Origin of the sequence: Niabella yanshanensis (genome assembly GCF_034424215.1) — a bacterium.
Lineage (GTDB): Bacteria > Bacteroidota > Bacteroidia > Chitinophagales > Chitinophagaceae > Niabella > Niabella yanshanensis.
Genome location: NZ_CP139960.1, coordinates 1,215,656 through 1,229,592 on the forward strand (window position 1 = coordinate 1,215,656; position 13,937 = coordinate 1,229,592).

At 41.1% G+C, this 13,937-nt stretch carries 12 protein-coding genes; 5 read left to right on the forward strand and 7 right to left on the reverse strand.

Annotation, left to right across the window (positions count from 1 at the left end; genetic code table 11):
* Nucleotides 1–46: 46 nt before the first annotated feature.
* Nucleotides 47–1,255: an exo-beta-N-acetylmuramidase NamZ family protein gene (locus U0035_RS04625; RefSeq protein ID WP_114788876.1), complete on the reverse strand. Its 1,209-nt coding sequence runs from the start codon at nucleotides 1,253–1,255 to the stop codon at nucleotides 47–49.
* 240 nt (nucleotides 1,256–1,495) lie between these two features.
* Between U0035_RS04625 and U0035_RS04630 the strand changes: the two genes are divergently transcribed.
* The 3 genes from U0035_RS04630 to U0035_RS04640 are packed head-to-tail and all read left to right on the forward strand — an operon-like array spanning nucleotide 1,496 to nucleotide 4,829.
* Nucleotides 1,496–2,680 (forward strand): thiolase family protein, encoded by a 1,185-nt coding sequence (locus tag U0035_RS04630; RefSeq protein WP_114788877.1) that lies wholly within the window; start codon nucleotides 1,496–1,498, stop codon nucleotides 2,678–2,680.
* Nucleotides 2,681–2,684: 4 nt separating this feature from the next.
* On the forward strand, nucleotides 2,685–3,434 hold the full coding sequence (locus tag U0035_RS04635) for a class I SAM-dependent methyltransferase (RefSeq protein ID WP_114788878.1): 750 nt from the start codon (nucleotides 2,685–2,687) through the stop codon (nucleotides 3,432–3,434).
* A 54-nt stretch (nucleotides 3,435–3,488) separates the two neighbouring features.
* Nucleotides 3,489–4,829: an MATE family efflux transporter gene (locus U0035_RS04640; protein ID WP_114788879.1), complete on the forward strand. Its 1,341-nt coding sequence runs from the start codon at nucleotides 3,489–3,491 to the stop codon at nucleotides 4,827–4,829.
* A gap of 55 nt (nucleotides 4,830–4,884) precedes the next feature.
* Here the strand turns inward: U0035_RS04640 and U0035_RS04645 are convergent, their stop codons facing one another.
* Together U0035_RS04645 and U0035_RS04650 are read right to left on the reverse strand one after the other, a co-directional pair.
* Nucleotides 4,885–6,468, reverse strand: coding sequence for a Na+/H+ antiporter (locus U0035_RS04645; protein WP_114788880.1), 1,584 nt, complete (start codon nucleotides 6,466–6,468; stop codon nucleotides 4,885–4,887).
* A gap of 495 nt (nucleotides 6,469–6,963) precedes the next feature.
* A complete protein-coding gene (locus U0035_RS04650; protein WP_114789670.1) occupies nucleotides 6,964–7,311 on the reverse strand; it encodes a cupin domain-containing protein in 348 nt (115 codons plus the stop codon).
* Between the two features lie 671 nt (nucleotides 7,312–7,982).
* On the opposite strand from U0035_RS04650, the gene htpG reads away from it, so the two are divergent.
* On the forward strand, nucleotides 7,983–9,869 hold the full coding sequence (gene htpG / locus U0035_RS04655; protein WP_114788881.1) for a molecular chaperone HtpG: 1,887 nt from the start codon (nucleotides 7,983–7,985) through the stop codon (nucleotides 9,867–9,869).
* A gap of 96 nt (nucleotides 9,870–9,965) precedes the next feature.
* Here htpG and U0035_RS04660 read toward each other — a convergent pair whose 3' ends face one another.
* The 4 genes from U0035_RS04660 to U0035_RS04675 form a co-directional block, all read right to left on the reverse strand.
* Nucleotides 9,966–10,127: a hypothetical protein gene (locus U0035_RS04660; RefSeq protein WP_162817720.1), complete on the reverse strand. Its 162-nt coding sequence runs from the start codon at nucleotides 10,125–10,127 to the stop codon at nucleotides 9,966–9,968.
* A gap of 85 nt (nucleotides 10,128–10,212) precedes the next feature.
* Nucleotides 10,213–11,508 carry a M56 family metallopeptidase gene (locus tag U0035_RS04665; protein WP_114788882.1) on the reverse strand — a complete coding sequence of 432 codons (1,296 nt, stop codon included), beginning with the start codon at nucleotides 11,506–11,508 and terminating at the stop codon, nucleotides 10,213–10,215.
* Nucleotides 11,509–11,595: 87 nt separating this feature from the next.
* Nucleotides 11,596–13,017 (reverse strand): M56 family metallopeptidase, encoded by a 1,422-nt coding sequence (locus U0035_RS04670; RefSeq protein ID WP_114788883.1) that lies wholly within the window; start codon nucleotides 13,015–13,017, stop codon nucleotides 11,596–11,598.
* A 1-nt stretch (nucleotide 13,018) separates the two neighbouring features.
* Nucleotides 13,019–13,390, reverse strand: coding sequence for a BlaI/MecI/CopY family transcriptional regulator (locus U0035_RS04675; RefSeq protein WP_114788884.1), 372 nt, complete (start codon nucleotides 13,388–13,390; stop codon nucleotides 13,019–13,021).
* A 334-nt stretch (nucleotides 13,391–13,724) separates the two neighbouring features.
* Between U0035_RS04675 and U0035_RS04680 the strand changes: the two genes are divergently transcribed.
* On the forward strand, nucleotides 13,725–13,922 hold the full coding sequence (locus U0035_RS04680) for a hypothetical protein (protein ID WP_162817721.1): 198 nt from the start codon (nucleotides 13,725–13,727) through the stop codon (nucleotides 13,920–13,922).
* Nucleotides 13,923–13,937 lie beyond the last annotated feature (15 nt).

Here is a 13,937-nt window from a genome sequence, read left to right on the forward strand (position 1 = left end):
AACCCTGTCTGCCGCCAGGCAGGTTTTCAACCTATCAACTACTAAACTAAGGATACAACAAATACTTTTTCCTCATCTCCTTATACTGGCTTAAACCAGGTTCCCAGCTTTTGCGTATCTCTGCCTCCGATACCCCATCTATTATTTGTTTCCGAAAAATACCATTACCAATCTGGATTTCGATATTGTTCATTTGGTTACTGAACTTAGATTCAAAAAATTTCTCTTTATGGGGATGTGCTTTATATAATTCCATGATCCATTGAATATTGATCTTCCCGCTCTTACGTAATTTTTCTGTATCATAATTTCGCAAGTCGAGTCCATAACAAACCTGGTTCATAAAAATAGGCGTTTCGGCCATTCCTTTTATTGAAACGGGTGTAAAGGAGAATGCATACTTCCCTTTTAATTCTGGGCTGCCCAAAACAGTAAAAGGAAACTGCGTACCGCGGCCATGATTGATATAAACGCCTTCAAACATACAGGTAGAAGGATATAGCAAAATAGCCTGCTGTGTGTTTAGATTGGGAGAAGGCTTTACCGGCAAGGTATAAGGCATGTTATGATCATAATTAGCCACCTTAATGATCTTTAATCTGCATTTCACTTTATTGGTCAGCCAGCCTTCCCCGTTGGCCATTTGCGCAAATTCAGCTACAGTTAATCCATGTGACATAGGAATAGGGAACATACCGATCCCGGATTTATATTTCATATCCAGTACGGGACCATCAATAAGATAACCGTTAGGGTTAGGGCGGTCCAGGATCAGCATTTCTTTGTCACTTTCAGCACAGGCTTCCATCAACCTGGATAAGGCATTGATGTTGGTATAAAAGCGCACGCCCACATCCTGCAAATCATATAGTAAAATATCTACATCTGCCATATCCTGTTTGGTAGGTTTATTTTTAGGACCATACAGAGAAATAATACGAATACCGGTAGCGGCATCTGTTTCATCTTTTATCTTTACACCGGCACTTGCATTGCCTCTGAAACCATGTTCCGGGCCAAAAACTTTTACAATGTTAATGCCCAGGTTTTTTAAACTATCTACCAGATGTTTCTTACCTATGATGGTGGTTGGATTAGCCATTATAGCTACTCTTTTCCCTTTCAGATAAGGCACATATAATTGAGTTTGATCGGCCCCGGTTATGATTTCCTTTACCGGTTCTTTATTATCACTTTGTTTATTAAAAGCCGACATGGCAATAACTAACAGCAACAAAGCAAGATTTATATTCATCCTTGTGGTTTTTAATTTCTTTTCAGACTTCAGCGCATTGATTGCCCTGACAAATCTTTTCAAACTTACATTTTTTTTCTCATCATGATGGGATCGATTGTTGCGATACCATATTCAATTACGTATTGAAGACTTAACTGCAAGGACAAAGCTTAATCTGCAGGGGTTTTTGAGTTAATAACCAATCGGTAACAACGCCATTTTAAAAAGAAAACTACATTTGCATTTAAACTCAGCTATATGAATAACAAAGAAGTTTATATTCTTTCTGCCGTACGTACCCCTATGGGAAGCTTTGGTGGCAGTTTAAAAGACATTTCGGCAACCCAATTAGGCGCTATCGCGATCAAAGCGGCTATAGAAAAAGCAGGTATTGACTCTCAACAGGTGCAGGATGTTTTAATGGGCTGTGTTTTACAAGGCAACCTGGGTCAGGCTCCGGCAAGACAGGCTGCAAAATTTGCGGGCCTGCCCGATGAAGTTAATTGTACTACCATCAATAAAGTTTGCGCCAGCGGCATGAAAGCTATTGCACAGGGCGCGCAAAGCATTTTATTGGGCGATGCAGATATTGTTGTAGCCGGGGGTATGGAAAGTATGAGCAATGTACCGTTTTACGTACCTAATTTAAGATGGGGTAATAAATATGGCAATACCAGTCTTATTGACGGCCTGGCGAAAGATGGATTGACGGACGTATATGACGGAAATGCTATGGGCATAGCGGCGGAGTTATGTGCCAGCGAATGTAATATCAGCAGAGCAGAACAGGACGCATTTGCAGTTGAAAGCTACCAAAGAAGCCAGGCAGCCTGGGCAGAAGGTCGTTTTTCAGAAGAAATAACGCCGGTTGCCATTCCACAACGAAAGGGCGATCCGGTAATTTTCGAAAAGGATGAAGAACCGTTTAATGTAAAATTTGATAAGATACCCGCATTAAACCCGGCCTTTAAAAAAGAAGGTACTGTAACAGCTGCCAATGCCAGCACCATGAATGACGGGGCTGCGGCGCTGGTTTTAATCTGCAAGGAAAAATGTGAAGAATTGGGATTAAAACCTATTGCCAAGATCGTTTCTTATGCTGATGCTGAGCAAGCTCCCGAATGGTTCACTACTACCCCTTCGCTGGCCTTACCCAAGGCCCTTGCTAAAGCCGGACTCTCAAAAGAAGATATCAGTTTTTGGGAACTTAATGAAGCTTTTAGTGTTGTAGGCATAGAGAATACCAGGCGGCTTACACTTGATCCGGCTAAAGTAAACGTCAATGGCGGCGCTGTTTCGTTAGGCCATCCTTTAGGAGCCAGCGGGGCCCGGATCGTTGTAACACTGATTAACGTATTGAAGCAACATCAGACGAAATATGGAGCGGCCGGTATTTGCAATGGTGGTGGCGGTGCCAGCGCTATGGTGATTGAAAAACTATAATCGTATGTCAGATCCGAAACAACGCTTCTCCAACCGCGTTGCAGACTATATAAAATATCGTCCCAAATACCCGAAGGAAGTTATAGATATACTTAAACAAGACATAAATCTCCGCCCGGGTGATATGGTGGCGGATATCGGTGCCGGTACGGGTTTTCTTACAGAACTATTTTTGGATAATGGCAATTTGACTTATGCTGTGGAACCAAATGAAGCCATGCGCAACGCCTGTACCGATATTTATGGTACCGATGCTCGTCTAAAAATTGTTGATGGCTCGGCCGAGATGACTCAACTGGGAGATCGAACTATTGACTTAATCGTAGCAGGGACTGCTTTCCATTGGTTTGATGCAGTAAAAACAAAACAGGAATTTACGCGCATTCTTAAACCCGGTGGTCACATACTGCTAATATGGAATGTAAGGAAGGATGATTCACCGTTTACGGCCGGCTATGAAGCAATTTTTCACCGCCGGATCCCCGGGTATGAAGCTTCGCAACATAGAAAATTTGATATGGACCTGATAAGGAACTTTCTTCATCCACATCAGATGAAAAAACAGGTGCTGGCTAACAGCCAGTCTTTCGATTGGGAAGGTTTCAAAGGCAGGGCGCTTTCTTCATCATTTATGCCCCAACAAAGCCTGTTACACGATGAAGTGCTGAGTGAACTATATGATCTTTTTCTGCGATTCGAAGAAAACGGGAAGGTTTTGTTTCAATACGATACCGTCATGTATTACACGGTGTAATATAAAGACTACCGCACTACAACTTACTTATACAACTAACAACCAACAGATTTCATGTATCTCTCTTATAAAACTGAAGCCAGGAACACTTTAAAACTGGCCCTTCCTATTATTTTTGGCGAGCTGGCTCAAATGAGCCTGCACCTGATTGATACTGCTATGATCGGCTACACCGGTTATAAGCAATTGGCAGCAGCAGCGCTGGTATTGAATGTCATCAATATCCCATTCATCTTTGGTATTGGTGTTACTATTTCTGTAGCACAAATGGTATCCCTGGCTCATGGTAAATTCGACAAGCAACAGGTATCCCATTATTTTTACAATGGTTTCTGGCTTTGTGCGGTGTTTGGCGTGCTGATATCGCTGGGATTATTTTTCGGGCGTGACATATTACTGCACCTCAAACAAGATCCTGAGGTAGTGGAATTAGCGATGCCATTTATGACCCTGATGAGCTTTTCTATTATACCCATGGTATTGTTCATGACCCTGAAACAATTTGCCGATGGCTTGCAGTATACTAAAACAGCCATGGCTTTATCAATAGCAGCTATACCGCTAAACGTGTTTTTAAACTGGCTATTAATCTATGGCAACTGGGGTTTTCCACGCCTGGAGTTGATTGGCGCTGGTTATGCTACATTGATCACCCGTGTTACTATATTTGTTTTATTGGGCATTGTCATACTTAATCACAAAGTATTTAAGAAATACATGGCGGTTTCTAAAACACAATGGAAGATCAAAAAGGAGACGCTTGTACAGCTTCTGAAAATAGGTATTCCGAGTAGTTTGCAGATTGGCATGGAAGCTGGTGCTTTCGCAGTATCAGGTATCCTGGTAGGCACTATAGGTGCAGCGGAACAGGCTGCTCATCAAATTGCACTGAGCTCTGCTGCTTTTGCCTTCATGGTATCCCTGGGCTTATCTCAGGCGGGATCTATCAGGGTTAGTCATGCTTTTGGTACTACTAATTGGAAACGCATATCCGTTATTGGAAAAAGCACGGTAATACTGGCCTTAATTTATGGCGCCGTTTGCTGTATCCTTTTCGCTGTTTTTAAACAGCAGCTGCCCCTACTTTTCAATCACGAGGAGAATGTGATCAGTATTGCCGCTGCTTTATTATTGTTTGCCGCTGCTTTCCAGATACCCGATGCTATACAGGCCACCAGCGCCGGACTATTAAGAGGCATTAAGGATGTGAATGTTCCTACCTTTTTTATTTTTATTGCTTATTGGGTGTTGGGCATTCCACTCGGTTACCTGATGGCTTTTCATTTTGGAATGGCGGAAAAAGGCGTATGGATCGGATTTATTAGCGGCTTAAGTTTTTCGGCTATTTTTCTCACCATCCGTTTTTTGAAGAAGACACGACAACATTTATCATAGATCAAAAAATAAAATCTCCCCTGTGGCAAGGGGAGATTAATTTAAAAATGATCTGTTATATGATTTTAAGCCGTTCTTCCTCAAGATCTATCTGGTACAATTGCTGCCGAATGATCTCTTCATCGACAGCAGGATCTTTATTCAATTCGGTAAGGTATCGTCTTTGGCTTTCCAGTAATTCGACAAAGATCAATTTAGTCTTCTCATTCATCCAGCTATCATCAGCAACCTTGGCTCTTTCTTCCCATTGCCTTAATATTTTCTCTATTCCCGCATGGCCGTTCAGGTCACTTTCATAACGGCTCTTTAGCACTTCGTATACATGCTGCTTCAGGCCATGTTTCATTTTCCGGCGTGTTTCTTCTTCCTCTGCTTCATTAAAAATTCCGTCGAACAAACGAGTACGCTTTATAATGAAAGGCAATGTAAGCCCCTGTACCAAAAGGGTTAATAATATGGCTACAAAAGTGATAAACAATATAAGATCCCTGTGAGGAAATAAGGAGCCATCATCTAAAGTAACGGGTATCGATAGTGCGGCAGCCAGAGACACTACACCGCGCATACCTGTCCAACCCAGAAGCAATGGCATTAAATACCGTCTTTTCCAGTTGGTTACATGAGGTATCGCCCGCCTTCTGAAGATGAGCGTAGCGATCAATGCAGCATAGCTGCTGATCATTCGTGCTATAATCAACACCACAGTTACCAATACGCCATACCCAATTGCCGTATTTAACGGAATCCCTTTGGACCGGATCCCCTGCACAATCTCGGGCAACTCTAAACCTATGATCAAAAAAACAATACCGTTCAAAATAAAAACGAAGCTTTCCCAAACACTGTAACCTCTTATTCGACTCGAGCTATTGAGAAAAATCAACCGTTTAGATGACATATAAAGCCCTCCTGCAACTACGGCTAACACACCTGAGCTATGTAATTGCTCCGCTATCCAGTACATGAAATAAGGTTCAATCAATGTAAGCGCAATATCAGAAGAAGCATCGGTAGGCAATTTTTTATGCGCTTGCACAAACAGCCAGGCTAATAGCAAGCCAATTCCGGCACCACCGATTACCATCCATAGAAAACTAACGGCGGCATCCTGCCATATAAATTGCCCGGTACCTACAGCCACAAGGGCAAAGCGAAAAATGATCAGGGATGAGGCATCATTCAACAAACTTTCACCTTCCAGTACTGCTGAAGTTGATCTTGGTATTTTTACAAATTTGGTAATGGCTGCTGTGCTTACTGCATCAGGAGGTGAAACAATGCCCCCCAATAAAAAGCCTAATGCTATAGTAAAGCCTGGAATAAAATGATTGGCCACAACCGCTACTGACAATGCGGTAAAAAAAACCACCAGGAAAGCGAAGCTGGTAATGATACGGTACCACTTGCGCATCTCTTTAAATGATATCGTCCAGGACGCTTCAAATAACAAAGGCGGCAAGAAAATAAAGAAGATCAAATCCGGATTAATCTTCACTACCGGCAACCCCGGAACAAAACTAACCAGAAGTCCCGCCACTACCAGTAAAATCGGATACGCAACTTTTAGCTTTACAGCAAACATTTGAAGCAGAACAATCGCCGCTATCATGGCTAAAAGAAAAGGCAACAGGGTATGCATTCTAAAACTAAATTTATTAATAGCAATTAATGAAGAAGGTTTAACTGAACTACAAGTATATTATTTTTCGGCCTAATACAATCCGGCCAGCCGATCTGTAAAATGATTTTATTTGATTTTCCAGCTGTATTTACAGGCTGCAATAAAAGGCGACGCTTTTACAGCGCCGCCTTTCGTTAATATCTGTGCCTTCTTTTCTATTACTGGCTGGCGCCGGTTTCCTGATAAAAAGCTTATTCAGTAACTGGGCTGTCTTTTTATAATCCAGTATCCTATAATGTCCACAGAATAGCGCCGAATACTTTAGGAGCATATTCAACAGCCATTTCTTTAACTTTTAACGCAAAAAAAGAAGCCTGACTGGTAACTGTTTCAATTGGAAGTAAGGCTATTGATTGTATTTATGAGCTCGAAGTTAAAAGCTTCCTAGACCTGTTTTTACAACTTTCGCTGCCGGCCCAATTCGGGCACAGTCCCTCACTTTTTTCGATAACATTACAGATCTTGGAGCAGAAAATCTTCCCGGGCAGGAGTAAACGCATCGATTAATACGCCTGCCTGAATACATAAGCAGCCATGTAATACGTTGGGTGGTACAAAATAACCATCACCCTGCCTTAAAGTTTTAGTTGCCTCTCCTATAGTCAGTTCAAAAACACCACTCTCCACGTAGCTCACCTGTACATGCGGGTGCTGATGCATAGCCCCTACAGCCCCCGATTCAAATTTCACCTTTACCATCATCATTTGCCCATCGTGTCCCAGCATTTGCCGCGATACACCGTTACCCAGATCGGTCCACTCTATATCGCTGTTTACCTGGAAAAAATCTTTGTTATACATAATACTAAGATAAAGCAAATGACTAATACCCAGCATTGGGGATAAAACTCAAAGACGATTTGATATTGGACAGCGAAAATTTAATTTATTATTACTGGTTTGGCCGATTTAATATGACGCCCTACAGGGGCTGGCACAGGTTTTTTACATATTCTGCTACCCATATGCGGCCGCTACAGGACCAACACGTGAATAATAGCGGCTCATGTTCACTCAAGACCGCAGGAAAGCCGATATATACAACTATTACATTTGAATACATATAAAGGGACTCAGAATGATCACATATAGGGGTACAATTCTGCCACTAATATGCTGCCCTCTACACCGGCACGCGTGAATAAAAGTCGCGCGTATCGACGGAAGACCGCAGTAAAGCCGATCCCAACAGTTACATTTGAAGTTCATACTGGAAATGTAACCGGCCCAGATTGATCGCATATCCGGATACAGTTCCATCACCATATGCGAGGTATCAAGAGGGGTATCAGCTGCACATAAGCGATTTAACAACAGCCCTCCAATATCCGGCATCTGTTATGAGGTCTCATACATCCGCCTTCCGGCGCTTAACCCACTCCTCCTGAATTATTTTCACAAAATCTGACAATCTGACCTTTAATCCATAACGGTATCAATTTTGATTAAAATCGAAAAAATAAATTCAATATATGGTTCAGGAAAAAGGTACTATTTCAATCCACACAGAGAATATCTTCCCTATCATTAAGAAGTTTTTGTACAGTGATCATGAAATTTTTCTTCGTGAGTTGGTTTCTAACGCCGTAGATGCGATCCAGAAAGCGAAAAGACTGGTTTCTTTAGGCCAGTTCCAGGGCGAGCTGGGAGAACCATTGGTTCAGGTAAAACTGGATGCAGAGGCTAAAACTATTACCATTTCTGATAATGGAATTGGTATGACCGCTGAGGAAATTAAAAAATATATCAACCAGGTCGCTTTTTCGGGAGCCAGTGAATTTCTTGAAAAGTTCAAAGAAGCAAAAGACGCGAATGAAATCATCGGCCAGTTTGGTCTGGGCTTTTATTCTGCTTTTATGGTGGCCGATAAGGTGGAAATCCAAACCTTAAGCTATCAGCAGGGCGCGGAACCGGCCCGTTGGATATGCGATGGCAGCACCACATTTGAATTAAGCGAGGGGAACCGCACCGAACGTGGCACAGATATTATTCTTTATATCAATGAAGAGAATAAAGACTTCCTCGAAAACTATAAGCTGCAAACTATTTTGGATAAGTATGCTAAGTTTTTACCGGTTCCGGTACAATTTGGCACCAAAACAGAAAGTGAGCCAGACGGTGAGGACGAGGAAGGCAAGCCTAAATATAAAGAGGTTGAGAAACCCAATATTATCAATACGGTTAAACCCATCTGGACGAAAGCGCCGTCTGAGTTAAAAGATGAAGACTATTTAAGCTTCTACAAAGAATTATATCCGTTTACAGAAGATCCTTTATTCTGGATCCATTTGAATGTGGACTATCCGTTTAACCTTACCGGCGTATTGTATTTTCCTAAGATCAAAAATGACGTGGAAATACAGCGCAACAAGATCAAATTGTTCAGCCGCCAGGTATTTATTACCGATGATGTAAAAGATATCGTGCCTGAGTTCCTGATGCTGTTGCATGGTGTAATTGACTCACCGGATATCCCTTTGAACGTGTCGCGTTCTTTTTTACAGGCGGATGGCAATGTAAAAAAGATCAATACCTATATTACTAAAAAAGTAGCTGATAAATTAGCGGAATTGTTTAAGAACGATCGTAAGAGCTATGAAGAAAAGTGGAATGATATAGGTGTTTTTGTAAAATATGGTATTGTCAGCGAACCCAAATTTGCAGAGCGTGCGAAGGATTTTGTATTGCTGAATAATGTAAAAAAAGACTTCTTTACCTTAACAGAGTACCGTGAGAAAGTAGCGCCTGCTCAAACTGATAAAGACGGTAATGTGGTATTCCTTTATTCTGCTAATGCCGACAGGCAGCATAGCTATATCAGTGCAGCAGAGAAGAAAGGATACGATGTATTGCTGTTAGATGGTCCTTTGGATAATCACTTTGTAAGTCACCTGGAGCGCGACCTGGAAAAAACCCAGATCAAGCGGGTAGATGCGGATGTAGTGGAGAAACTGATCGATAAAGACGAGAAAATTGAAAGCAGCTTAAGTGAAGAGCAAAGCAAGGAGCTGGAAACGGTATTTAAAGAAGCCATTACCAAGCCAGGTATGGAAGTAAGTGTTGAAAATCTTTCAGCAGACGGTTTACCGGTTACTGTTACAATGGACGAATTTATGCGCAGGATGAAAGATATGGCAGCAATGGGTGGCGGTATGAATTTCTACGGCTCGATGCCGGATCGGTATAAGGTAGCTGTTAACGCTAATCACCCCCTGGCTACCAAAATATTAGCTGAAACTAATAGCGACGCACAGAAAGCTCTCGCACAACAGGCATTTGATCTGGCTTTACTAGCACAGGGTATGTTGACCGGCGCAGATTTGACTGCCTTCGTTGAAAGAAGCGTGAAATTGATCTGACAATAATTTTGTAATTTTATAGTTTGAAAAAGCCGCTGCGTTCAAAAATGCAGCGGCTTTTTTATGCAATTAGCCGGTTTGGGAGTGAAGCTTTTTTTATATTTTAAATAGCTCTAACATTTGATCGATAAAAGCTTCATCAGGTTTCAATTCTTTCCGGCTTCTTTCAATGTCCACCTGTAAATTTTTAGCGGGCGCGGTTAAAGCATGTTGATACATTGTTTTCAAAAGATGTTCCTTCAAACAACTTTGCACCATTTCTATGCTTTTTCTGATACACCAGTAATTTTTTTGGGGGTAGTTGAGAGTTCGTTTCCTGTATTATGATCTGCGCCTGGTTTTATTATTTAGGCGATGTGAACTTCCTGACTTCAATTTTGGGCGGCGGCGGTGGCGGCAACTGACTTGCATTTCGCCGCTGCTCAAATGTCATCTTTTGATAAATGGGAAGCAGCTTATCTGATTTGCCTTCGATCCATTTATACTTATTTTTTTTACCGTCCAGTACTTGTCTGATAATTTCTTCATAAGTCGCTAATTCTTTAGCAGATGCCCCCGGCCCCTCCGGCATATCCCTGATGATTTTAGGAGGAGAAAACTTCTTAATATCGACTTGGGGCGCTGTCACTCCTGATTTTGTTTCTGCGTCATCTGTTGCCGGCTGGGCCTCAGGTATCGTTACTGAAATCATAGTGTCTTTAGATATGGTACTGAGCGCGTCTTCTTTTGCCCGTGCCAATTCCTTTTGTTCTTCCGGGGTAAGGTCAGCTTCTTTCTTTTCAACAGTATTACACCCAACAAATACAACCAGGGTTGTCACAGGAATCAAGGCTAGTGATAGGAGAACTGTTCTTTTTTTATTGGATTTCTTTAATAACATGGTTAAACGTTTTTTGGCAATGTAGAATGTAAAACTGCTCACCAATGCTAACGAGCTTTGTGTAGCAGCCCGTTGTAATAAAACAAGCTGGTAACTCCGTACATCGCCCAGCTGCTTTACCACTGCGGCATCAGCCAGCAGTTCATGATTGATCATTACAGATCGCTTGTACAGATAGATAAACGGATTGAACCAGGTAAAAATTTTCAGTAATTCTACAAAGAGTATATCCCAGCTATGCTTTTGACGTATATGCGCCATTTCATGTGCCATAATTTCTGTTTCAATACCACCCCTTTCATACTCGGCTTTAGAAAGATAAATAGTATTTAGAAAGCTATGTGGCGCAATTGGTCCGTTCAGTAACACTACTCTTATACCCTTTATGTAAACACCTGTTTCATTCTTTGCTACTGCAATTAGTGCTAAAAAATTAAGTAAAAAACGTACCAGCAAAAAACAACTCACTATTACTGTTAATGCTATCGCACTCATCTCCATGTAGATAACCCAATCTATACCTGGTGCTGGAACATATTGCACTGTAACCAAATCTTCCGGCATAATGTACTGATGTTGTTGAGCTATTTCCGGCACTTCGACAGTTATAGTTATCAGCGGTATTAAAAAAGAAGCTACCAAACTACCCAACAAATAAAACCGGTTAAATACCAGCATTTTTTCTTTATTGAACAGCAGGGCATACAACACATAAAAAATACCGCTGCAAGCAATTGCTTTGATCAGATATATCAACATAGTGCCTGTTTAAAATTTCCGAACGATACTCTTTAAAATTTATTTTTCTGGGGGCGATCTATTCCTTCGGCTGGAGCCGGTTCCTTACTATTTGTGCATTTCATCGTCTTTTACAATTACAGGTGGATCGAAGCGTTTTATTTTTTTTGTTGTTGCAACACTGGAAGTAGGGGACGAATGCGCTTCTTTATCTTTTATAATAACGGGAGGATTGAATGAGATCAGCTGCTCTTCTTTCTTAGTAGGTATAGCCGGCTTTAAGATCTCCTTGTTTTGCTGAGCGCTCAATATCATCAACTCTTCTTCCGCCATTTTTGTTAATAATGACAGCTTTGAAGAAGATGTGGCAGGCCTCGGAATCGACTTAATTTTATTTGGGGATCGTGGCGCAGCAGGTGGCTGTGCCGGTACTGCCATTTTCTTTTTATGGTTGGGCGGCGGTGGAGGGGGCAATTCTATTCCATACTTTTTTTCAAAAGCTTCTGCCTTTTCCGGAGTTGAGACATCTTCTTCAATAATTCGTCCATTATCATAGTTGAGTTTAATTTGAGCTATTTTACGATCCTTAGCAGATAAAGTCACACTTTTCACACCTTCGAGTTCATTTGGGTCTCTTTTTTCAGATTTTACATCATTTATGATAATTTCCGGGGTTTCCTTTTGTGCATAGGAACGTTCGGCAAATAGAAATACTAAAATAGCTAGCATGGGTAACACAGATATTGATCTTAACCCACGGTGGTATGGATTTGTTTTTTTTGTCAACATGGTCATTCGTTTTTTAATGGTGAAGAAATTAAAACTGCTGACCAAAGCCAACGAACTTTGCGCGGTAGCCCGTTGCAACAAAACAACCTGGTAACTGCGCACATCACCCAACTGTTTTACTACGGCTGCATCGGCCAGCAGCTCATGATTGATCTTTATAGATCGCTTGTACAAGTAGATAAAAGGATTGAACCAACAAAAAACATGTAACAGCTCAACAAACAAAATATCCCAGGAATGTTTCTGCTGCACATGAGCCAACTCATGCTCCAATACCTCTGTTTCTATATGGTGTTCCCGGTATTCGTTGCTATTTAAATATATTTTATTCAAAAAACTATGCGGCACGACGGGTTCGCGCAGCAGAATAATTTTTGCACCCTTAAAATCGAGTAACTGTTCACTGTTGCTGGCTCTTCTTTTCAGGCAGGCCAGATTTCGTATAAATCTTGCCAATAGGATAACGCTTCCGATCGTTGATATGAAAGCCAAAGCAGTCATCCCATCATCAATCCATTTATTGAATTCCGTTACCGGCTGTTCAGCCCCATCTACCGTATAACTAACATTATAAGTGGTATATACAGTGAAACTGACCACCGGAATAATAAATGATATCACTAATGAGGCCAGTAAATAAAACCGGTTAAAAACAAACATCTTTTCATTTCGAAATAACAGCAGGTACAACCCGTAAAAAGCGGCGCTGCAGGCAATCATTTTTAAAAGATAGACAAGCATATCATTTCTTTTTTTTGATTTCGGAATCAATGATCTTTTTCAATTCTTCCAACTGGGATCTGCTCAAATTGCTTTCCCTGGTGAAAAAAGAAGCAAACTGTAACACAGAATCATCAAAATAACTTTTGATCATACCGCTTACATGATTGGAAAAATAATCGGCCTTTTTTATTAAAGGATAATATTCCCGTGAATTTCCATATTGATTAAAGGCAATGACCCCCTTATCCGTCATACGTTTTAACAGGGTGGCTACAGTGGTGCTCGCCGGCTTCGGATCAGGAAAGCTTTCAATCAGGTCTTTCATAAAAGCTTTTTCCTTCTGCCATATATATTCCATCAACTGCTCTTCGGATTTGGACAACTTAATCATTCTACAATTATAGATTTACTTCTACAAATGTAGAATAAAGTTTTAATTGTCCAAATTTTTTATCGTTAATTATTTTGTATAGCTACGGAAATATTTCGCAGCTTTTCTAGTGAATAATCCAGCTATCAAAAAGAAAAGCTGCCTTATCAAAAGACAGCTTTTACGAATCATTTGTAAATAGTTAGTTTTTTATGGCCTGAACTACTTCAGAATATCGATGGTACCCTCTTTATCGATCTGTTTAATGCGTATAAAAATCTTTTGACCATTGCGGCTCATTTCCTCTCGATTTTTTGTACAACCGGTATTTAACATGATTACTGACAATGACATTATGAACACCGATACAACCCGGCTGCGCTTATTCAAAAGAAATGCCGCCAATGCCAGCACACACAAACCAATGCCTGCTAACTGGCCTGGTAAAGTTTTAGTAAAGCTGTATTGCAATGCTTCCTCACTGTTAGCGCTGAGTTTATGCCGTTACAATATCCAGAGAATGAAAACTGCGGCGATAACCATTTCTTCTTAGCCTCCTAACTCCGCG

What these genes read in the sequence shown, in the direction of transcription:
- U0035_RS04625 (WP_114788876.1), bottom strand. Translation starts at nt 1,255, where the DNA reads ATGAATATAAATCTTGCTTTGTTGCTGTTAGTTATTGCCATGTCGGCT.
- U0035_RS04630 (WP_114788877.1), top strand. Translation starts at nt 1,496, where the DNA reads ATGAATAACAAAGAAGTTTATATTCTTTCTGCCGTACGTACCCCTATG.
- U0035_RS04635 (WP_114788878.1), top strand. Translation starts at nt 2,685, where the DNA reads ATGTCAGATCCGAAACAACGCTTCTCCAACCGCGTTGCAGACTATATA.
- U0035_RS04640 (WP_114788879.1), top strand. Translation starts at nt 3,489, where the DNA reads ATGTATCTCTCTTATAAAACTGAAGCCAGGAACACTTTAAAACTGGCC.
- U0035_RS04645 (WP_114788880.1), bottom strand. Translation starts at nt 6,468, where the DNA reads ATGCATACCCTGTTGCCTTTTCTTTTAGCCATGATAGCGGCGATTGTT.
- U0035_RS04650 (WP_114789670.1), bottom strand. Translation starts at nt 7,311, where the DNA reads ATGTATAACAAAGATTTTTTCCAGGTAAACAGCGATATAGAGTGGACC.
- htpG (WP_114788881.1), top strand. Translation starts at nt 7,983, where the DNA reads ATGGTTCAGGAAAAAGGTACTATTTCAATCCACACAGAGAATATCTTC.
- U0035_RS04660 (WP_162817720.1), bottom strand. Translation starts at nt 10,127, where the DNA reads ATGGTGCAAAGTTGTTTGAAGGAACATCTTTTGAAAACAATGTATCAA.
- U0035_RS04665 (WP_114788882.1), bottom strand. Translation starts at nt 11,508, where the DNA reads ATGTTGATATATCTGATCAAAGCAATTGCTTGCAGCGGTATTTTTTAT.
- U0035_RS04670 (WP_114788883.1), bottom strand. Translation starts at nt 13,017, where the DNA reads ATGCTTGTCTATCTTTTAAAAATGATTGCCTGCAGCGCCGCTTTTTAC.
- U0035_RS04675 (WP_114788884.1), bottom strand. Translation starts at nt 13,390, where the DNA reads ATGATTAAGTTGTCCAAATCCGAAGAGCAGTTGATGGAATATATATGG.
- U0035_RS04680 (WP_162817721.1), top strand. Translation starts at nt 13,725, where the DNA reads ATGAACACCGATACAACCCGGCTGCGCTTATTCAAAAGAAATGCCGCC.